The sequence below is a fragment of the Lelliottia sp. JS-SCA-14 genome, from assembly GCF_035593345.1.
Lineage (GTDB): Bacteria > Pseudomonadota > Gammaproteobacteria > Enterobacterales > Enterobacteriaceae > Enterobacter > Enterobacter wanjuensis.
Genome location: NZ_CP141606.1, coordinates 1,807,453 through 1,827,705, shown reverse-complemented (window position 1 = coordinate 1,827,705; position 20,253 = coordinate 1,807,453). Strand labels below are relative to the sequence as shown.

17 protein-coding genes and 2 tRNA genes are annotated in these 20,253 nt (G+C 56.2%); 8 read left to right on the top strand and 11 right to left on the bottom strand.

The genetic code is table 11. The annotated features are described in order from the left end of the window. Positions 1–23 precede the first annotated feature (23 nt). A complete protein-coding gene (csgF, locus tag U9O48_RS08545) occupies positions 24–440 on the top strand; it encodes a curli production assembly/transport protein CsgF (protein ID WP_282494869.1) in 417 nt (138 codons plus the stop codon). 26 nt (positions 441–466) lie between these two features. After that, entirely contained in the window at positions 467–1,300 is an 834-nt protein-coding gene (gene csgG / locus U9O48_RS08540) for a curli production assembly/transport protein CsgG (RefSeq protein WP_282494868.1), read from the top strand. 45 nt (positions 1,301–1,345) lie between these two features. On the opposite strand, the gene U9O48_RS08535 is transcribed toward csgG, so the two are convergent. The 4 genes from U9O48_RS08535 to ghrA form a co-directional block, all read right to left on the bottom strand. Then, positions 1,346–1,837: a DUF1097 domain-containing protein gene (locus U9O48_RS08535; protein ID WP_324724388.1), complete on the bottom strand. Its 492-nt coding sequence runs from the start codon at positions 1,835–1,837 to the stop codon at positions 1,346–1,348. Between the two features lie 87 nt (positions 1,838–1,924). Next, positions 1,925–2,479, bottom strand: coding sequence for a TorD/DmsD family molecular chaperone (locus tag U9O48_RS08530; RefSeq protein WP_282494866.1), 555 nt, complete (start codon positions 2,477–2,479; stop codon positions 1,925–1,927). A 20-nt stretch (positions 2,480–2,499) separates the two neighbouring features. After that, positions 2,500–3,237 carry a phosphatase gene (locus U9O48_RS08525; protein WP_282494865.1) on the bottom strand — a complete coding sequence of 246 codons (738 nt, stop codon included), beginning with the start codon at positions 3,235–3,237 and terminating at the stop codon, positions 2,500–2,502. An 85-nt stretch (positions 3,238–3,322) separates the two neighbouring features. Next, positions 3,323–4,261: a glyoxylate/hydroxypyruvate reductase GhrA gene (ghrA, locus tag U9O48_RS08520; protein WP_324724077.1), complete on the bottom strand. Its 939-nt coding sequence runs from the start codon at positions 4,259–4,261 to the stop codon at positions 3,323–3,325. Between the two features lie 232 nt (positions 4,262–4,493). On the opposite strand from ghrA, the gene U9O48_RS08515 reads away from it, so the two are divergent. Both U9O48_RS08515 and U9O48_RS08510 read left to right on the top strand, forming a co-directional pair. After that, positions 4,494–4,581, top strand: a tRNA-Ser gene (locus tag U9O48_RS08515). Positions 4,582–4,785: 204 nt separating this feature from the next. Continuing rightward, a tRNA-Ser gene (locus U9O48_RS08510) sits at positions 4,786–4,873 on the top strand. Between the two features lie 114 nt (positions 4,874–4,987). Here the strand turns inward: U9O48_RS08510 and U9O48_RS08505 are convergent. The 5 genes from U9O48_RS08505 to efeU all read right to left on the bottom strand — a co-directional run bounded on the left by U9O48_RS08505 (position 4,988) and on the right by efeU (position 11,015). Further along, positions 4,988–6,351, bottom strand: a protein-coding gene (locus tag U9O48_RS08505; RefSeq protein WP_324724076.1) for an IS3 family transposase whose coding sequence is annotated in 2 segments (ribosomal slippage) — positions 4,988–5,874 and positions 5,874–6,351 — 1,365 coding nt in all. Because the reading frame shifts where the segments join, the coding sequence is not laid out codon by codon here. Between the two features lie 79 nt (positions 6,352–6,430). Continuing rightward, positions 6,431–7,222, bottom strand: a complete 792-nt coding sequence (phoH, locus tag U9O48_RS08500) for a phosphate starvation-inducible protein PhoH (protein ID WP_324724075.1) — start codon at positions 7,220–7,222, stop codon at positions 6,431–6,433. Positions 7,223–7,720: 498 nt separating this feature from the next. Beyond that, the gene (gene efeB / locus U9O48_RS08495; RefSeq protein WP_324724074.1) at positions 7,721–9,004 is read right to left on the bottom strand and encodes an iron uptake transporter deferrochelatase/peroxidase subunit; all 1,284 of its coding nucleotides are present in this window, start codon (positions 9,002–9,004) and stop codon (positions 7,721–7,723) included. A 5-nt stretch (positions 9,005–9,009) separates the two neighbouring features. Further along, complete coding sequence (efeO, locus tag U9O48_RS08490; RefSeq protein ID WP_282492523.1) at positions 9,010–10,137, bottom strand: iron uptake system protein EfeO; 1,128 nt, start codon at positions 10,135–10,137, stop codon at positions 9,010–9,012. Between the two features lie 44 nt (positions 10,138–10,181). Then, the gene (gene efeU, locus U9O48_RS08485; RefSeq protein WP_282492522.1) at positions 10,182–11,015 is read right to left on the bottom strand and encodes an iron uptake transporter permease EfeU; all 834 of its coding nucleotides are present in this window, start codon (positions 11,013–11,015) and stop codon (positions 10,182–10,184) included. A 251-nt stretch (positions 11,016–11,266) separates the two neighbouring features. On the opposite strand from efeU, the gene U9O48_RS08480 reads away from it, so the two are divergent. Together U9O48_RS08480 and U9O48_RS08475 are read left to right on the top strand one after the other, a co-directional pair. Next, positions 11,267–12,451 carry a NupC/NupG family nucleoside CNT transporter gene (locus U9O48_RS08480; RefSeq protein ID WP_324724073.1) on the top strand — a complete coding sequence of 395 codons (1,185 nt, stop codon included), beginning with the start codon at positions 11,267–11,269 and terminating at the stop codon, positions 12,449–12,451. Between the two features lie 83 nt (positions 12,452–12,534). Next, the gene (locus U9O48_RS08475) at positions 12,535–12,954 is read left to right on the top strand and encodes a DUF3574 domain-containing protein (protein WP_282492521.1); all 420 of its coding nucleotides are present in this window, start codon (positions 12,535–12,537) and stop codon (positions 12,952–12,954) included. Positions 12,955–13,065: 111 nt separating this feature from the next. On the opposite strand, the gene putP is transcribed toward U9O48_RS08475, so the two are convergent. Continuing rightward, complete coding sequence (putP, locus tag U9O48_RS08470) at positions 13,066–14,574, bottom strand: sodium/proline symporter PutP (RefSeq protein ID WP_095281532.1); 1,509 nt, start codon at positions 14,572–14,574, stop codon at positions 13,066–13,068. Positions 14,575–14,998: 424 nt separating this feature from the next. Between putP and putA the strand changes: the two genes are divergently transcribed. Both putA and U9O48_RS08460 read left to right on the top strand, forming a co-directional pair. After that, entirely contained in the window at positions 14,999–18,961 is a 3,963-nt protein-coding gene (gene putA, locus U9O48_RS08465) for a trifunctional transcriptional regulator/proline dehydrogenase/L-glutamate gamma-semialdehyde dehydrogenase (RefSeq protein ID WP_324724072.1), read from the top strand. A gap of 196 nt (positions 18,962–19,157) precedes the next feature. Further along, entirely contained in the window at positions 19,158–19,553 is a 396-nt protein-coding gene (locus tag U9O48_RS08460) for a lysozyme inhibitor LprI family protein (RefSeq protein ID WP_324724070.1), read from the top strand. Here the strand turns inward: U9O48_RS08460 and rutR are convergent. Further along, the gene (rutR, locus tag U9O48_RS08455) at positions 19,550–20,188 is read right to left on the bottom strand and encodes an HTH-type transcriptional regulator RutR (protein ID WP_285145379.1); all 639 of its coding nucleotides are present in this window, start codon (positions 20,186–20,188) and stop codon (positions 19,550–19,552) included. The two genes, U9O48_RS08460 and rutR, sit on opposite strands and share 4 nt — an antisense overlap. Positions 20,189–20,253: the final 65 nt, after the last annotated feature.

Genomic DNA, 20,253 nt, shown 5'->3' with positions numbered 1-20,253 from the left:
ACAAATAATCTCCGGAGGCTGTAATGCGTCTCGCACACACAGTGATTTCATTAATGCTGATTGCACCGTTGAGCTGGGCCGGGAATATGACTTTCCAGTTCCGTAACCCAAACTTTGGTGGCAACCCGAATAACGGGGCTTTTTTACTCAACTCAGCACAAGCTCAAAACTCTTATAAAGACCCCAGTTTTAACGATGATTTTGGGGTTGAAACGCCGTCCGCACTGGATAACTTTACTCAGGCTATTCAGTCGCAAATATTAGGTGGCTTATTAACCAATATTAATACCGGCAAACCCGGTCGCATGGTGACCAACGATTTTATTGTCGATATTGCGAATAAAGACGGGCAGCTGCAGTTGAATGTGACCGACCGGAAAACGGGCAAAACGTCCACCATTCAGGTTTCAGGTCTTGCCACCAATTCAACTGACTTTTAAACAACGACGAAATAAGGACAACGATCATGCAGCGCTTTCTGATTCTTGTTGCAGTGTGCTTATTGAGCGGTTGTTTAACTGCTCCACCTAAAGAAGCCGCCAAACCCACGCTGATGCCCCGGGCGCAAAGCTATCGCGACCTGACGCATCTGCCGGCGCCGACGGGTAAGATATTTGTCTCGGTTTATAACATCCAGGATGAAACTGGCCAGTTCAAACCGTATCCGGCAAGTAACTTCTCGACCGCCGTTCCGCAAAGTGCCACCGCCATGCTGGTCACCGCGCTCAAAGATTCACGCTGGTTTATTCCTCTGGAACGCCAGGGGCTGCAGAACCTGCTGAACGAACGCAAAATCATTCGTGCAGCGCAGGAAAACGGTACGGTTGAGGTGAATAACCGCGTACCGCTGCAATCGCTGGTTGCCGCGAACGTCATGGTGGAAGGGTCCATTATCGGCTACGAAAGTAACGTGAAATCGGGCGGCGTCGGGGCGCGGTATTTCGGGATCGGGGCTGACACGCAGTACCAGCTCGACCAGATTGCCGTTAACCTGCGCGTAGTTAACGTGAGTACCGGTGAAGTGTTGTCATCGGTCACCACCAGCAAAACGATTCTCTCTTATGAAGTGCAGGCCGGTGTATTCCGCTTCATCGACTACCAGCGTCTGCTGGAGGGTGAAATCGGCTATACCTCGAATGAACCGGTGATGATGTGTCTGATGTCAGCCATCGAAACAGGGGTCATTTTCCTGATTAACGACGGTATCGATCGCGGGCTGTGGGACCTGCAGAATAAAAACGACGTGAAAAACGAAGTGCTGGTGAAATACCGTGAAATGTCGGTGCCTCCGGAATCCTGATTCTGACAGCACCAAAAAAAAGCGAGGCTCTGAGGCCTCGCTTTTTTATTTGCTTAATTCCGGGAGATTTTGCGCCCGCGATCGTCGGGCAGCCAGCCAAAGCCCGCTGTTCTTCATCGCGTAGCCAAACACCAGCCCCAGCAGCAGAGACGGAACAATCATTTTCCAGTCGCCCTGCCCGGCAAAGGTCGCACACGCGCCGATGAAGGTGCCGGGAACAAACGACAGCAGCAGGTGTTTTGCCTGAATGCACATCAGAAAAGCCACCACGCCCGTCATCATATAGCCGACGATCTCGAGGTGCGGAGCCAGCGCGCTGCCGTGCATGATAATCAATGCCCAGACCACGCCGCTCATCATGGTGCAACCGGAGATAAACAGCCCTTTGAGTCCGCCCTGCGGGCAGGCGAAATAGGCCGTACAGCCCAGGAAACCGGCCCAACCGAGCAGTCCCAGAGACACGGCAACCCATCCCCATATCCCGGAGAGGATCCCTGTTGTGATGGCAATAGAAAGTAATATATTCATGGCGCGCATCTTATCAGATACGCGCCAATGAAATGAGATCACGAGCACATTTTATGCAAGATAAAATGTACCGTTACATTGACAATGTGACGCAAATCACTCTTCATTCTCTTCCTGCAGTTCATCCCACATGGCGGAGATCGCTTCGCGGGTCAGCGGTGCCATGGTGCGCCAGAAAGGTGAAGTGGCGTGGGCTTCGATCTTACCGAGGAACGCGCCGCACCATGGCAGAATGTAATCGCCAAACAGGGTTTCCAGGGCTTCACTTTCGTCTTCACCGGAGTGATCTTCAATCCAGGAGGCGGCCAGCAGCAGCGTACCGATATGATCGGCAGGCGCATCGCTCAGGGGCATACCGCGCTCGGAGAGGAACGCGCGCACTTCAGACTCCGTCGCCCCCTCTTCCCAGGAAGAGCGATACGGCGAAACGCGGCCCTCTTCGCCCACAAACAGGGCGTTGTAATCCGCCGAAATCTGCTGCATATCGCAGCTCTTTTGCAGGCGCTGCAACAGCTCGTCCTGCTCCAGCGGCCAGTTGTCCGCGAGCTTACCTTCGCGAATCAGCGTAAAGAGCGGAACCAGCAGCGGATCTTGCGGCTGGCGATAGTACAAAGTGCCCAGTACGCGGCAAAGGATTGAAAACTCGTTCATTTGATTATTCCATGACTATATTAAAGTTCAGCAAATTCAGGGATAGCAGGCATACCGCGTGATTCAAGGAAATCGAGCATCCGACGCGGCGTGACGTTCAGAATTCTCTCTTCCGGGAAGCCCACTTCATCTAACACTTTTCGGCACTCGCCGAATTCACCCAGCGTAAAGGCGGTGTGCGAGTCAGACCCCAGCGCAACCATGCCACCTGCGTCACGCACGGCTGCCGCCACGGCACGACAGTTGGCTTCACTGCCGATACGCGAGTGGGTAAAGGAGGAGTTGTTAATTTCCAGCGCCACGCGATGTTTCGCCGCAGCTTGCGCCACGGCCTGAATATCGATAGGGAATTTCGGGTTGCCCGGGTGGCTAATAATGTGGACGTTGCCGCTGGCAATGGTCGCGATCATCGCCTGGGTATTCGTCTCTTTATCCTGTGGCGCAAACACCGGCTCATGAAAACCGGCGATAATCAGATCCAGAGAAGTCAGCATTGGGCCTGTACAGTCGATCTCGCCGTCCGTATTTTTGATATTCGCCTCAATGCCGCGCAGGATCCCGACGCCCTCCACCAGACGAGGCCAGATGCGCATATTCACAAAGTGCCAGTAGTGCGGCGCATCTGCCATATCAGGACCGTGGTCGGTAATCGCAAAGAGCTTAATCCCTTTCAGTTTGGCTTGCGCGATGTAGTCATGAAGGGTGCTGTACGCGTGGGTGCTGGCGACGGTGTGCATATGCAGGTCAACGGGATACATCTCTCTCTCCTCTGGTGTTTTACCCCAAGGATAGCAGGTCTGCCCGGCGTTTATTAGCAAAAACCCGGCGAATGCCGGGTTGCTGTTAGTAGCCGCGCTGTCTGTCGACCTGCCCCGTCGCCGGTGTCCCCTGCTCGAGGAGGCCGATGGTGCGGGTAATATAGTCAACCGCTTCCGCCGGACGCGTCACCGCCGCAATGTGTGGCGTCATGGCGACGCGCGGATGCGCCCATAGCGGGCTTTCCACCGGCAGTGGCTCACGGCTGTAGACATCCAGCATCGCGCCTTTCAGCTTGCCGCTATCCAGTGCTTTAAGCAGATCGGCTTCCACCAGATGCACGCCGCGCGCCAGATTCATCACGTAGCTTTGGTCCGCCAGTTGATTAAGCAGATCGTGATTGATAATCCCGACCGTCTCCGCCGTATTCGGCAGCAGGTTGATCAATACGCGCGTCCCCTTCAGGAAGGCCGGGAGTTCTTCGGCACCGGCAAAGCTTTCTACGCCCGGATATTCCTTGCGCGTGCGGCTCCAGCAGCGCAGCGGGAATCCCCACGGGGCCAGCGCTTCTGCCACTTTTGAGCCCAGCACGCCCGCGCCCAGCAGCCCGACGGTAAAATCTTCGCGCTGATAATCGGCCAGCGGCTCCCAGTGTGATTGCTGCTTCAGCGCCTGATAGTCATCAAAGCGTCGGAACCAGTGCAGCACCTGGCTGACGGCATATTCCTGCATTTGCTGACCCATGCCGGTATCTTCGAGTCGGAACAGGGGAATATGTTCTGGCAACATCTCGGGATGGGCTTTTAACTTGCTCAGGATGGAATCCACGCCCGCGCCGAGGGCAAACACCGCTTTCAAATCGCGCCCCTGTAACATCTCCACCGGTGGATGCCAGACCAGAGCGTAATCCGCGTGTTCGTTATCGCCCCGCTTCCACTCGCGAACGCGCGCGCCGGGAATGGCTTTCGACAGCGCCTTGATCCAGTAAGAAGTATCAAACGTAGGGTGATAGAAGATGATATCCATAATGACTCCTGCCTTTTTATTGCGATGATTTATAGGTGTTTTCAAGAGGATTATCAGGATAACAAATAAACCGCCGGCTGTGTTGCTGATAAAAAAAGCGCTTTCAGCACATTCAGGAATCACATTGCTGAAACTTTGTCTAAACGCGCCAAACATCTGAAAAAGTTGATTGACGCCAGTGCCCCTTTTACTTACATTAGCGCCCGTCCCAGCAACAACGGGATGACAATACGGTGAGGTGTCCGAGTGGCTGAAGGAGCACGCCTGGAAAGTGTGTATACGGCAACGTATCGAGGGTTCGAACCCCTCTCTCACCGCCATATTTGAAGAAGAGCTCGCATGAAAATGCGGGCTTTTTTTTCGTCTGCAGAAAACCCACTCCCCGACTTAACGCCAATTATTGTCCACAGTGATTAATGCTTAACCGAACAGCCACTCAGGCATAAAATTTGCTTGACCGTTTTAGCGCAACTCCCTATAGTAGCGCCCCGTTGCCCCCGAGAGGTCAGGCAGCGAAACAATACGGTGAGGTGTCCGAGTGGCTGAAGGAGCACGCCTGGAAAGTGTGTATACGGCAACGTATCGAGGGTTCGAACCCCTCTCTCACCGCCATATTTAGAGAAGAGCTCGCATGAAAATGCGGGCTTTTTTTTCGTCTGTCGTTTGGGTTTTACAGAAAGCAAAGCCCGGTTTCTGGACTGACCCCATAAAGTTGGACAGTTCATGTTAAGCGGCTATCGGGGTCTGGGTTCGGTATTCTACCGGACTCAGGCCTTTTAATTTCAGACTGATCCGCTCGTTGTTATAGTAATGGATATAGTCCTCTATCGCCTTCCTCAGTTCATTCAGATTGCTGAACCTGTTCAGGTAAAAACACTCCGATTTCAGTGTGCCAAAGAAGTTCTCCATTACCGCGTTATCCAGGCAGTTTCCCTTGCGTGACATGCTTTGTGTCATACCCTTCGCCTTTAACTTTGCCTGATAACCTGCCATTCGATATTGCCAGCCCTGATCCGTGTGCAGCAACGGTGCATCCTCCGGTTCGAGCACTGAGAATGCATCATGCAGCATCGTATTAACCATCTCCATCACCGGCCTTTCCGACAGGCTGTATGAGATGATTTCCCGGTTAAAAAGGTCCAGCACCGGCGACAGGTACAGCTTTTTACCCTGCACCGAGAACTCGGTGACATCCGTGACCCATTTTTCATTGGCTTTCGATGCACCGAAGTTCCGGCCCAGGATATTGGGTGCAGCCTTGCCCACCTCACCTTTCCAGGCACGATATTTCTTCACCCTTATCAGAGAGCGGAGCGACAGCTCTGCCATCAGCCGCTGCACTGTTTTATGGTTTACCAACAACCCCAGTTTTCTCAGTGAGAGAGTGATTCTGCGGTAGCCATAACGCCCTTTGTGATAGTGGTAAATCTCTCTGATTTTGTCTTTCAGCCCGGCATGCCTGTCCACTCGCTTCAGCGCATTTATATTGTGATACCACGTACTGCGGGACATGCCCGCCGCACGCAGAAGATCACTGAGCGCATACTCCAGCCTTAGCTCACTGATTATTGCGGCTTTCTGCCGTTTTTCTCGCTTTGAACTAAGGCCTTCAGCTTTTTTAGGTAGGCATTCTCTGCGCGCAGGTAACGAAGTTCAGCCCGCAACTCTTCGGGAGATAACTTTTCCAGCGCAGCATCGGTAAGTGGAGGTGTTTTTTTGGGTTTTGTCATGTCCTTGCTCCGGCCAGGTTTTATGCTCAGAAGTCCTTTTTCACCTGCGTCTTTGTAGACATTCACCCAGTGCCGGACAACGGTTTCAGTGGAGATATTAAACCGTGCGGCAGCTTCGCGCATCGAAAGTTCTTCAGCGAGAACAGTGCGTACGACAGCAATCCGGAACGCCGGAGAATGGCGGTCATTTTTCCAGGTAATGCCATCAATACCGTGGAGTTGCCATGCTCTTACCCAGCGTCGCACTGATGTTCTTTCAACACCAAAACGTTCAGCGGTACGATGTGTTCCATCTTTTCCGGCAAGGTAGTGATTGACTACAGCTAATCTGGTTTCGAGGGAATATTTTGGCTTTGCCATAAAAAACTGCACCTTACTCAGTTGGGTGTCCAACTTTTGGGGTGCAGTCCATTCCCGGGCTTTGTCATCAAAAATCAATTCAGTCGTAGGCAAGAAGTGCGCGCTGGCACAGGACCGAACGCACGCAGTCATCTTTGTTGAAACGCACCACCCCAACCATGTCATCTTCCACAAAACGTGCCAGCGCATCGCTCAGACCGGATTTGACACCCGACGGCAGGTCGCACTGGGTGATATCGCCGTTGACGATTACCGTCACGTTTTCCCCGAGGCGCGTTAAAAACATCTTCATTTGCGCAGCGGTCACGTTCTGAGCCTCGTCGAGAATGACGACCGCATTTTCAAATGTACGTCCGCGCATATAGGCGAACGGCGCGATTTCCACCTTACCAATCTCTGGTCGCAGGCAGTACTGCATAAAGGAAGCGCCGAGACGTTTAACCAGCACGTCATAGACAGGCCGGAAATACGGGGCAAACTTCTCTGACATATCGCCGGGCAAGAAGCCGAGATCTTCATCGGCCTGCAGTACCGGACGGGTGACGATAATTCTGTCCACATCCTTATGGATCAGAGCCTCCGCCGCCTTGGCAGTACTTATCCACGTCTTCCCGCATCCGGCTTCACCGGTTGCGAAGATCAGCTGTTTACTCTCGATAGCATTCAGGTAGTGCGCCTGAGCCTCATTGCGGGCGGCAATTGGGGAGTTATCACGGCTGTCTCGCGCCATGCCAATTGCTTCTACGCCGCCACTCATCTGCACAAGCGAGGTGACCGATTCTTCTTCACGCTGTTTATGGCTACGTGAATCCCGTCTCAGCACACGTTTTGCTTCGCGACGAGCTTTGATCACTGCTTTTTGTCTTCCCATGGATAGCACCTTGAGTTGTTGGTATTCATCACACGCGCTGTTGTCAGCGCGATTATCTGAACTAACATCTGAAGTTTGGCTTCCTTGTAAGCCATTGCTTGCCTTTTGGAATGACGATGCCGAACGGCTATGCGCACCGCTCTGCACGTCGGGTGAGTTTTGTTGGGTGTTTGGGGAGGAGAATTTTGTGGTGAAGAAATCGCTGCCGGAGTCAGAGCCTCCGCGCCGGGTGCTGCGGTTGTTGTGTTTACCTTGTCCAGAACAGGACCCAACCATTCGCGATCTCCATAGTGAATCGTTATCACTGCCGGGAACTACCGCTGTCTTATATTAAGTACATCAGGATTTATCACAATTGCAACAACTTTTTTACCTGAACGCAACTTTTTCAGACTCGCCCTGCAGCTGAGTTCAGTCTCATACAGAAATATGACAGAAATATAACAGTGGCGGTCATAGGAAAAAATAATCTCCCCGCGCGGCTGGCGGGGAGGATTATCAGGCTTCGATCAGCCCTTGTGCGAGATACGCGTTGCTGTCGCGCACGCCCGGCAGGGCAAAGAAATAGCCGCCGCCGATAGGTTTTATATACTCTTCGAGCGCTTCGCCGTTCAACCGTTTCTGCACGGTTAAAAAGCCCTTCTCCAGATCGTGCTGATAGCAAACGAACAGCAGACCCATATCGAGCTGCCCGGAGTTGGTCACGCCCAGCGAATAACTGTATCCGCGGCGCATCATCAGGCTGGACTCGGTCTCCGGCGTACGCGGGTTCGCCAGACGAATGTGGCTGTCGAGGGCGATGGTGTCGCCATCAGGATCACGCGCGTAATCCGGCACATCGTGTTCGTTTTTCATGCCCAGCGGCGCGCCGCTCTGCTTGTCACGCCCGAAGATGGTTTGCTGCTCCTTCAGCGGCGTGCGATCCCAGAATTCCACGTGGAACTGGATGATGCGTACCGCCTGATAAGTCCCGCCCACCGTCCACGCCGGTTCGCCCTGATCCGCCGTGGTCCAGACCACGTTTTTCATCAGCGCTGTATCGCGACTGTCCGGGTTCGCCGTCCCGTCTTTGAAACCGAGCAGGTTAACCGGCGTCTCTTTCCCCTGGCTGCGCGCCGCGTGGTCGGAGATAAACCCTTCCCGCTTCCAGCGCACGCTCAGCAGATCCGGCGTGTGCTTGATGATATCGCGCAGAGCGTGGATCACCGTGTCCTGGGTATTCGCGCAGATCTGGATCAGCAGATCGCCATGACACAGCGCCGCGTCGAGGGAATCATTCGGAAAACGCGTCATCTTTTGCAGCGTTTTCGGTTTGTGTTTCGCAAGATTGTAGCGCGCGTCAAACAGCGACTCGCCGACGGAGACCGTCACGGTCAGGTTATCCGGGGCGATAAACGGCCCCAGAATGCCCGAATCCATCGGTGGCATCCGCGGGTTTGGCGTTTCCGGTGCCGGGCCGCCGGCCGTCAGAAACGCAATGCGCTTCGTCAGCAAGCGGAACAGACGTTCCAGATCCGCTTTATCGCTGGCCAGAGAATCAAACGCCACCACCATCATCGCCGCCTGCTGCGGCGTCAGAATCCCGGCCTGATGCTCGCCGTAGAACGGCTGCGTCTCCATGCGGGCATTCGGGGAGAGCGTCCCCGGCGCGCTTTGCGGTTTGGCCGCATGCGCCACCGGGCAACCGCCCGCCAGAGCGAGCGCGCCGCCCAGCGCCCCCACCCCTTTTAACAGTCGACGGCGGGAAGGTTCCGCCACGTCGGCTTCCTGATATTTACTCATAATGCTTAGTCCAGACCCAGTACGCCGCGCAGCTGAGCCAGATCTTCCGCCAGGGTAGTGATAGGGCCTTTCAGCGCATTACGGTCGGCGTCGGTCAGCTTGTCATACGTCTCGTACCCGTCTTTGGTACGGTACTTCGCCAGAATAGTGTTCACTTTCTTGAAGTTGGCATCCACTTTCGCCAGCAGTTCGCTGTTGTCTTTCTGCAGCTGCGGACGCAGCAGGTCTACGATCTTCTGCGCGCCTTCAACGTTGGCCTGGAAGTCCCACAGGTCGGTGTGGCTGTAGCGATCTTCTTCCCCACTGATTTTGCTCGCGGCCACTTCTTCAATCAGGCCCGCCGCGCCACCCACCACTTTTGACGGCGGGAAGGCCAGCTCGCTGATGCGTTTTTGCAGCTCCAGCACGTCGGTGTTCAGCTGTTCCGCGTATTTCTCCATCCCTTTGGTGGAGTTGTCGCCAAACAGCGCTTTTTCCAGACGGTGGAAGCCGGTGAATTTCGGATCGGCGGCTTTCTGCTCGTAGTCGTCTTCACGGGCGTCGATGCTGCCGTCGAGGTCAGAGAACAGCTCGGCGATTGGTTCGATACGCTCGTAGTGCTGGCGCGTCGGCGCGTAGAGGGATTTCGCTTTCTCGATATCGCCCGCTTTCACCGCGTCGGTGAAGGCTTTGGTACCGGTCACGAGATCGGCGGTTTCTTTGGTGACGTAAGCTTTATAGGCGGTGATCGCCTCGCCCAGGCTCAGCAGCGCTTCGCCTTTTGCCGCATCCGCCGTGGCTTCGCCTTTGACGATCAGCTTGCCTTTCGGATTGGTCAGCAGGCCACAGGTCATGTCGTACTCGCCCGGCTGCAGGTTGGCAGTCATCTTCTGGCTAAACCCAGGGGCGATGTTTTCACGCTCTTCCACCACCATCACGCCTTTGAGGATCTCCCACTCCAGCGCCTTCTGGCTATGGTTCTGAATGATAAACTGGGTTTTACCGCTGTTGACCGTGATGGTCATCGGCTCACACTGTTTGTCGTTCACGGTGACTTTTACCTGAGGAACATCCGCCGCGCCCGCAGAAAATGCATAAGCAAACAGCGCTGCCACACCGGCCTGTAACGCAGTACGTCGAAATTGAATTGCCATGACCCTTCCCTTTCTAAAAGTATGTATAAACAACACGAAGCACTTCAGGGCGCAGTACGCGACGGCTGAGTACTGGGGCGTGATGGCATAAAGAACAGCACCAGCGCCGGAATGAGATAGATGAAATACATCGCCACTTCGCTGACGCTCGGCGTTTCCTGATAGCCGAAGATACCTTCGAGCAGGGTGCCGGTCAGAGAATGGGTGGAGAGCGTGTTACTGAAATCGAAAGCCACGTCCTGGAAGTGGTTCCACAGGCCCGCCTCGTGGAAGGCGCGAATGGCCCCCGCGGCCAGCCCGGCGGCCACCAGCAGAATAAACAGGCTGGTCCATTTGAAGAACGCGCCGAGGTTGAGGCGAATGCCGCCCCAGTAGATCATAAAGCCCAGCACCACTGCGGTCGCCAGGCCGAGCATCGCGCCGAGCGGCGGCCAGATCCCCACGTCCTGCTGGAATGCCGCCAGCAGGAAGAAGACCGACTCCAGCCCTTCACGCGCGACGGCGAAAAAGACCATCCCAATCAGCGCCCAACCGTGGTGATTACCCTTTTGCAGCGCGTTATCCACCGCCTGCTCCAGCTGAACTTTGACGTTGCGCGACACTTTACGCATCCAGAACACCATCCAGGTGAGGATCACCACCGCGATGACCGCGACGATCCCTTCAAACAGCTCCTGCTCTTTTTGCGGGAACTCACCGGTGGTTTCGTTGATTAAAATACCGAGCCCCAGGCAGAGTGCGGCGGCGAGGAAAACGCCCACCCACATCATCCCAATCCAGCGGCCCCGCTGGGTGCGCTTCAGATAGCTGGCGATCAAGCTGACAATTAAGGCCGCTTCAAGACCTTCACGTAACATAATGAGAAATGGAACAAACATGCCGACACCTTAAATGTTTATCGCGGTCAACTGATGCAAAGAAAGGTAAATAACTGTGATAGTGATTATCATTACGGCAGAGAGAAAAACAAGCGAAATGTGTTGGGTTTTGATGACGAGTTGTAAATCCATCGCCGGTTAATAGTTACGATCGTTACCGTTATGTATATAAGTTATAACGTAAATGCCCATTTACGCTTCCCCCTCCCTATGGCTAAATAAGCGCTTCGTTTACCTGCTGAAAATCTAAAATGTATAACTTTGTTCATTTCCTGCTGGCGCTGGTGATTATTCTTGCGCTCGCCTGGCTGGTGAGTTTCGACCGCCGAAAAATTCGTATTCGTTATGTTTTACAGCTTATTGTGATTGAAATTGCGCTGGCGTTCTTTTTCCTGCACGCCGAAAGCGGTTTATTCGTGATTAAATATGTCTCCGGTTTCTTTGAATCCCTGCTGAAATTTGCCGCAGAAGGCACCAATTTTGTCTTTAGCGGGATGGGTGAAAAAGGGCTGGCGTTCATTTTCCTCGGCGTACTCTGTCCGATTATCTTTATTTCTGCCCTGATCGGTATTCTCCAGCACTGGCGAATTCTGCCGATTTTTATTCGCGTCATCGGCACGCTGCTGTCAAAACTGAACGGGATGGGCAAGCTGGAATCCTTTAACGCCGTCAGCTCGCTGATCCTCGGACAGTCGGAAAACTTCATTGCTTACAAAGGGGTGCTCGGCGATCTCTCTTCTCGTCGCTTGTTCACCATGGCGGCGACGGCGATGTCCACCGTCTCCCTGTCGATTGTCGGCGCCTATATGACCATGCTGGATGCGAAATTTGTGGTCGCGGCGCTGATCCTGAATATGTTCAGCACCTTTATTATTCTGTCGGTCATCAACCCGGCGCGCCCGGAATCTGAGCCGGAAATCAAACTGGAAAAACTGCACGAATCCCAGAGCTTCTTTGAGATGCTGGGCGAGTATATTCTGGCCGGTTTTAAAGTGGCGATGATTATTCTGGCGATGCTGATTGGCTTTATTGCGCTTATTAGCGCGGTCAACGCCCTGTTCTCCAGCGTATTTGGCATGAGCTTCCAGCAGATCCTGGGCTATGTGTTTTATCCGCTGGCGTGGCTGGTCGGCATTCCCCTCAGCGATGCCCTGAACGCGGGCAGTATTATGGCAACCAAACTGGTGGCGAATGAATTTGTGGCGATGATTGAGCTGCAAAAAATTGCCGGTCAGATGACGCCGCGCGGGCTGGGCATTCTCTCCATCTTCCTGGTGTCGTTCGCTAACTTTGCCTCTATCGGCATTGTGGCCGGAGCGATCAAAGGGCTGAATGAGAAGCAAGGCAACGTGGTGTCACGCTTTGGCCTGCGCCTGGTGTACGGCGCAACGCTGGTGAGCCTGCTGTCGGCGAGCTTCGCGGGGCTGGTGCTCTGATTTCGTGATGATGATTTGTAGGCCGGGTAAGGCGCAGCCGCCACCCGGCTTTTTTTTCGCAACAACAACGAGGATACCAAACTATGACCATCAAAACCGGGCTTATGGTTGCCGCGCTTTTCCTGCTGGCAGGCTGCAACGCCCCCTCTCACACCGCCGCTGACGCCACCTGCAAAGCGGATAACCAGATGCAGCAAACTACCCTCTATTTCGGCCTGAATCGTCCGGCGGGTGCGGCGATCACCGGCCAGGAGTGGCAGCAGTTTGTCGATCAGGACGTGACGCCGCGTTTTCGCGATGGCTTAACGGTGTTTGATGCGCGCGGGCAGTGGCTGGGTAACGACGGGAAAGTAGCGCGTGAGCCGAGCAAAGCGCTGATGCTGATCCACGGGAAGGACGCCCAGAGCGAGAGCAATATCGAAGCGTTGCGCGGGATCTACAAATCCCGCTTTGCGCAGGAGTCGGTGATGCGGGTTGATCAGCCGGTGTGCGTGCAGTTCTGATACAAAAAAAGCCGGGTGGCGCTAACGCTTACCCGGCCTACATATTTTACAGATTTGCGGGTTTTGTAGGCCCGGTAAGCGCTAGCGCCACCGGGCTTTAGACCGCACAACTTATTCCGGCTGCAATTTCGACGGAGGTGCCGTGTGGTAATGCGCATCCGCTTCAGCAAAACGTTCCTGCATCGACGCCGACGGTGCTTTGCCCAGCAGGCTGAACACCACAATCCCGATGCTGCCGAAGATAAAGCCTGGGATGATTTCGTACAGACCCAGCCATGCGAACTGTTTCCAGACGATCACCGTCACCGCCCCGATAATCATCCCCGCCAGCGCGCCGTTACGGGTCATGCGTGACCAGAGTACGGAGAACAGCACGACCGGACCAAAGGCCGCACCGAAGCCCGCCCACGCGTAGCTCACCAGGCCCAGCACGCGGTTTTCCGGGTTGGCTGCCAGGGCGATGGAGACCAGCGCCACCACCAGCACCATAAAGCGCCCGACCCACACCAGCTCCTTCTGGCTCGCGCCTTTACGCAGGAAGGCCTTGTACAGGTCTTCGGTAATCGCACTGGAGCAGACCAGCAGCTGACAGCTCAGGGTCGACATCACCGCTGCCAGAATCGCCGACAGTAAAATCCCGGCAATCCACGGGTTGAACAGAATTTGCGCCAGCTCGATGAACACACGCTCAGCGTTCTGGTTCACCGCCCCCGCCTGCGCCGGGTTGTTGTTGAAGTACGCAATCCCGAAGAAGCCAACGGCCACTGCGCCCGCCAGACAGAGGATCATCCACGTCATGCTGATACGACGCGCGTGAACGATTGTGTGGTGGGAATCCGCCGCCATGAAGCGCGCCAGAATGTGCGGCTGACCGAAGTAGCCCAGACCCCAGCCCATCAGCGAGACAATCGCCACGAAGTTCAGGCCTTTCAGCATATCGACGTTTTCGATACTCTTTTGCTTGATCACTTCCAGCGAATCGCCAAAGCCGCCAACGGTGAAAATCACAATCACCGGCGTCAGGATCAGGGCGAAGATCATCAGGCTCGCCTGCACGGTATCGGTCCAGCTAACTGCCAGGAAACCGCCGACGAAGGTGTAGATGATGGTCGCGGCCGCACCGGCCCACAGCGCCGTTTCGTAGCTCATGCCGAAGGTGCTTTCGAACAGACGCGCACCGGCCACGATGCCCGAGGCGCAGTAGATGGTGAAGAACACCAGGATCACCAGCGCGGAGATGATGCGCAGCACGCGGCTCTTATCCTCAAAGCGACCGGTGAAGTAGTCCGGCAGCGTCAGGGCGTTGTTGTTCACTTCGGTGTGAACGCGCAAACGCCCCGCCACCAGCTTCCAGTTCACCCACGCGCCGACCGTCAGGCCTATCGCGATCCAGCTTTCTGAAATACCGGAGATGAAAATCGCGCCCGGCAGGCCCATCAGCAGCCAGCCGCTCATGTCGGAAGCCCCCGCAGAGAGCGCGGTGACCATCGGCCCTAAACTGCGCCCGCCCAGAATATAGTCGTCAAAACTGTTGGTTGATCGCCATGCCAAAAACCCTATCAGGATCATGCCAAAAATATAAACGAGAAATGTCACCAGCATCGGTGTGCTAATTGCCATTTAAAATCTCCAAAAATGTCGAGCGACAACCTTCCCGGTTGCCTTAATTATTCCATCACCGGAACGGGGTGATGATGAGTGTATTTCGGTTGGGCGCGCGTATCCTGCCGTAAGCGCTCCTCATGCACAAATGATTTAACACTGCATTTACATCAAATTCATCCCTGGTTTCATACGTCTTTTATATAGGTTGCACTCGCTCACGCTTTCACGGGTTGCACCTTTTAAAAGTGTTAACTGCCGCATAAAAACTGGCCTCACACGCAGAATTCCGCCTTATTTTCCAGCTAACTTATGCTTAACAATCCATTCATTTTTCAGCTTGCAGACCAGGTCACATTTAACACGGTTGCACAAAGTTGCAACATGGTGGATATTTCACGCTAACGACCGAACATCACTACAGATCAACAGGAGTTTTGGCATGGGCATGACCACCATGGGGGTTAAGCTGGATGACGCGACCCGCGAACGGATTAAGAGCGCTGCAACCCGCATTGACCGCACGCCGCACTGGTTAATTAAGCAGGCTATTTTTAATTATCTGGAACGTCTGGAAAACGAAGACGATTTACCGGAGCTGCCTGCCCTGCTGGCCGGTGCCGCCAATGAAAGCGATGAAGCCGCAGCCGCCGCCGAAGAGAATCACCAGCCGTTCCTCGATTTTGCCGAGCAGATCCTGCCGCAATCCGTCAGCCGCGCGGCGATCACCGCTGCGTACCGTCGTGCCGAAACCGACGCCGTGCCGATGTTACTGGAGCAGGCCCGTCTGCCGGAGCCGATTGCGTCTCAGGCGCACAGCCTGGCGTATCAGCTCGCCGACAAACTGCGTAATCAGAAATCCGCCAGCGGCCGCGCCGGAATGGTGCAGGGCCTGTTGCAGGAGTTCTCCCTCTCTTCGCTGGAAGGTGTGGCCCTGATGTGCCTCGCGGAAGCGCTGCTGCGTATTCCGGACAAAGCCACGCGCGATGCGTTAATACGCGACAAAATCAGCAACGGCAACTGGCACTCGCACATTGGCCGCAGCCCGTCGCTGTTCGTCAACGCCGCCACCTGGGGCCTGCTGTTTACGGGCAAACTGGTCTCCACCCATAACGAAGCCAACCTCTCCCGCTCCCTGAACCGTATTATCGGTAAGAGCGGCGAACCGCTGATCCGCAAAGGCGTGGACATGGCGATGCGCCTGATGGGCGAACAGTTCGTCACCGGGGAAACCATCTCCGAAGCGCTGGCCAACGCCCGTAAGCTCGAAGACAAAGGTTTCCGCTACTCCTACGACATGCTCGGCGAAGCGGCCCTGACCGCCACCGACGCGCAGGCGTACATGGTCTCTTACCAGCAGGCGATCCACGCGATTGGTAAAGCCTCGAACGGTCGCGGCATTTATGAAGGACCGGGGATTTCCATCAAGCTTTCCGCCCTGCACCCGCGCTACAGCCGCGCCCAGTACGACCGCGTGATGGACGAACTCTACCCGCGCCTGAAATCCCTCACCCTGCTGGCGCGCCAGTACGATATCGGGATTAACATCGACGCCGAAGAGGCCGACCGCCTGGAGATCTCCCTCGATCTGCTGGAAAAACTGTGCTTCGAACCGGAGCTGGCGGGCTGGAACGGCATCGGCTTCGTCATTCAGGCCTACCAGAAGCGCTGCCCGTTCGTGATTGATTACCTGATCGACCTCGCCTCGCGCAGCCGTCGCCGCCTGATGATCCGTCTGGTGAAGGGCGCGTACTGGGACAGCGAAATCAAACGCGCGCAGATGGACGGCCTGGAAGGCTATCCGGTCTACACCCGCAAGGTCTACACCGACGTCTCTTACCTCGCCTGCGCGAAAAAACTGCTCGGCGTGCCGAACCTGATCTACCCGCAGTTCGCCACCCACAACGCCCACACCCTGGCGGCGATCTACAGCCTGGCCGGGCAGAACTACTATCCGGGCCAGTACGAATTCCAGTGTCTGCACGGCATGGGTGAACCGCTGTACGAGCAGGTCACCGGGAAAGTGGCCGATGGCAAACTGAACCGACCGTGCCGTATTTATGCCCCGGTCGGCACCCACGAAACGCTGCTCGCCTATCTGGTGCGTCGTCTGCTGGAAAACGGCGCCAACACCTCCTTCGTCAACCGTATTGCTGACACCACCCTGCCGCTCGACGAGCTGGTAGCCGATCCGGTGCAGGCCGTGGAAAAAATGGCGGCACAGGAAGGCCAGCTCGGTCTGCCGCATCCGAAAATCGCCCTGCCGCGCGAGCTGTACGGCAGCGATCGCACCAACTCCGCGGGTCTGGATCTGGCGAACGAACACCGTCTGGCGTCCCTCTCCTCTGCCCTGCTGAACAGCGCGCTGCAAAAATGGCAGGCGAAACCGATCCTTGAGCAGCCCGTTGACGCAGGGGATACGCAGCCGGTGATCAACCCGGCGGAGCCAAAAGATATCGTCGGCTTTGCCCGCGAAGCCACCGCTAAAGAAGTTGAACTGGCGCTGGAAAATGCGGTGAACAACGCGCCGATCTGGTTCGCGACGCCGCCGCAGGAACGTGCCGCAATCCTTGAGCGCGCCGCCATCCTGATGGAAGGCCAGATGCAGCAGCTGATTGGCATTCTGGTACGCGAAGCCGGGAAAACCTTCAGCAACGCCATCGCCGAAGTGCGCGAGGCGGTCGACTTCCTGCATTACTACGCCGGTCAGGTGCGTAACGATTTTGATAACGAAACCCACCGCCCGCTCGGCCCGGTGGTGTGCATCAGCCCGTGGAACTTCCCGCTGGCGATCTTCACCGGCCAAATCGCGGCGGCGCTTGCCGCAGGTAACAGCGTGCTGGCGAAACCGGCTGAACAGACGCCGCTGATTGCCGCCCAGGGTATTAACATTCTGCTCGAAGCCGGCGTCCCGGCAGGCGTGGTGCAGCTTCTGCCAGGACGTGGGGAAACCGTCGGCGCTCAGCTGACCTCCGACACCCGCGTGCGCGGCGTGATGTTTACCGGCTCTACCGAAGTGGCGACGCTGCTGCAACGCAACATTGCGACGCGTCTCGATCCGCAGGGTCGTCCGACGCCGCTGATCGCCGAAACCGGCGGGATGAACGCGATGATCGTCGACTCGTCCGCGCTGACCGAACAGGTGGTAGTGGATGTGCTGGCCTCGGCCTTCGACAGCGCCGGACAGCGCTGCTCCGCCCTGCGCGTGCTGTGTCTGCAGGATGATATCGCCGACCACACGCTGAAAATGCTGCGCGGTGCGATGGCAGAATGCCGGATGGGCAACCCAGGCCGCCTGACCACGGATATCGGCCCGGTGATTGACGCCGAAGCCAAAGCCAACATCGAACAACACATTCAGGCGATGCGCGCCAAAGGTCGCCCGGTCTTCCAGGCGGTTCGCGAGAACAGCGAAGACGCCCGCGAATGGAACACCGGCACCTTTATTGCGCCAACGCTGATTGAGCTCTCCAGCTTCGACGAGCTGAAAAAAGAGGTCTTCGGCCCGGTGCTGCACGTGGTGCGCTACAGCCGTAACAACCTGGAGGCGCTGGTCGATCAGATTAACGCCTCCGGCTACGGCCTGACGTTGGGCGTGCATACCCGTATCGACGAAACCATCGCCCAGGTAACGGGCAGCGCGAAAGTCGGCAACCTGTACGTCAACCGCAATATGGTCGGCGCGGTGGTCGGCGTGCAGCCGTTCGGCGGCGAAGGTCTGTCCGGCACCGGTCCAAAAGCCGGTGGTCCGCTCTATCTGTACCGTCTGCTGGCGAACCGCCCTGATAATGCGCTCGGTGTGACCCTGGCGCGTCAGGACGCGGAACGCCCGGTGGATGCCCAGCTGAAAACGCTGCTCACCCAACCGCTGGACGCCCTCGTGAAATGGGCGGAGAAACGCCCGGAACTGCGCGCCATTTGTCAGCAGTATGGCGAACAGGCGCAGGCCGGGACTCAGCGTCTGCTGCCAGGCCCGACCGGAGAGCGCAACACCTGGACGCTGATGCCGCGCGAGCGCGTGCTGTGCATCGCCGATAACGAACAGGATGTGCTGGTTCAGCTTGCCGCCGCCATGGCAACAGGCTGCGAAGTGCTGTGGCCGGAAGATGGTCTGCATCGCGATCTCGCTAAACAGCTGCCCGAAGAGGTCTCCGCGCGGATCACCTTCGCGAAACCTGACGTGATCACCACCCAGGCTTTCGATGCGGTGATCTACCACGGGGATTCCGATCAGCTGCGCGAACTGTGCGAGCAGGTCGCGGCGCGCGACGGCGCAATTGTCTCGGTGCAGGGCTTTGCCCGCGGCGAAACCAACCTGCTGCTGGAGCGTCTGTACGTGGAGCACTCGCTCAGCGTCAACACCGCTGCCGCAGGCGGTAACGCCAGCCTGATGACAATCGGCTAATTGTGCAATACCCTAAATAATTCGAGTTGCAGGAAGGCGGCAAGCCTGTGAATCCCCAGGAGCTTACTTAAGTAAGTGACTGGGGTGAGCTGGCGCAGCCAACGCACATGCAGCTCGAAGTATGACGGGTAAGCTAGAATGAAAACCGTAGGCCGGATAAGCGCAGCACATCCGGCTTTTTTATACGGAGGGTAAAATGAAACGAGTATTGATTGCCGGAGCCGCGTTGCTGCTCAGCGCCAGCGCGCTGGCCGACGAATGTGCCAGTGCCACAACCCAGACCGATCTGAATACCTGCACCGCGCAGCAGTATCAGGCGGCAGATAAAAAACTGAATCAGACTTACCAGGCCGCGATGAAACGCGCCGCCGCGCCCCAGCGCGAACTGCTGAAAAAAGCCCAGCAGGCGTGGATTGGGCTGCGTGACGCCGACTGCGCCTTTGCCGCGTCCGGCAGCGAAGGCGGAAGCGTACAGCCGATGATTATCAACCAGTGTATGACCGAGAAAACCGCCGAGCGCGAAGCGTTTCTGGCCTCCCTGATGCAGTGCGAGGAAGGTGATTTAAGCTGCCCGCTGCCGCCTGGCAATTAACGCAGGCGGATCCCTTCAATAATCAGGCGCTGCACGTTATCGACCGCACTCTGGAAAAACGCCTCGTCCTGGAGCGTTTTTCCGGTCACGGCTTCGACCTGACTCGCAAAGTCCGCATAGTGTTGGGTCGAGGCCCAAATCATAAAGATCAGGTGCTGCGGATCGATCGGCGCCAGTTTTCCGCTCGCCACCCAGCCCGCAATAATCGCTGACTTATCATCGATTAACTGCTTCAAATCCCCCGTCAGCTCCGCCTGCAACAGCGGCGCGCCCTGTAGCATCTCCATGCAGAACAGTTTCGACGCCTGAGGATAGTCGCGGGAGACCTCCAGCTTGAGGCGAATGTACTCTTTGATCGCCACCAGCGGCGCGAGCTCTTCACGAAACGCCTTCAGCGGCGCCAGCCAGATATCGAGAATTTGTTGCAGCACGGCGACGTAAAGCGCCTCTTTCGACGGGTAGTAGTAGAGCAGATTGGTTTTCGACACCCCGGACAACTCCGCGACCTGCTCAAGGCGCGTGCCGTGAATGCCGAACTGCGAAAAGGTCTCCAGCGCGGCTTTCAGAATCGCCTGCTTCTTGGCGCTTACCGCCCGCGAACGTTTACCTGGTGTCTGCACTGCGCCTTGTGTCATGCCTGCTCTCCTTGAAAATGTGCGTTTAGCATAGCAAAACCCCTCGCGTCTCACGACATTCTGCA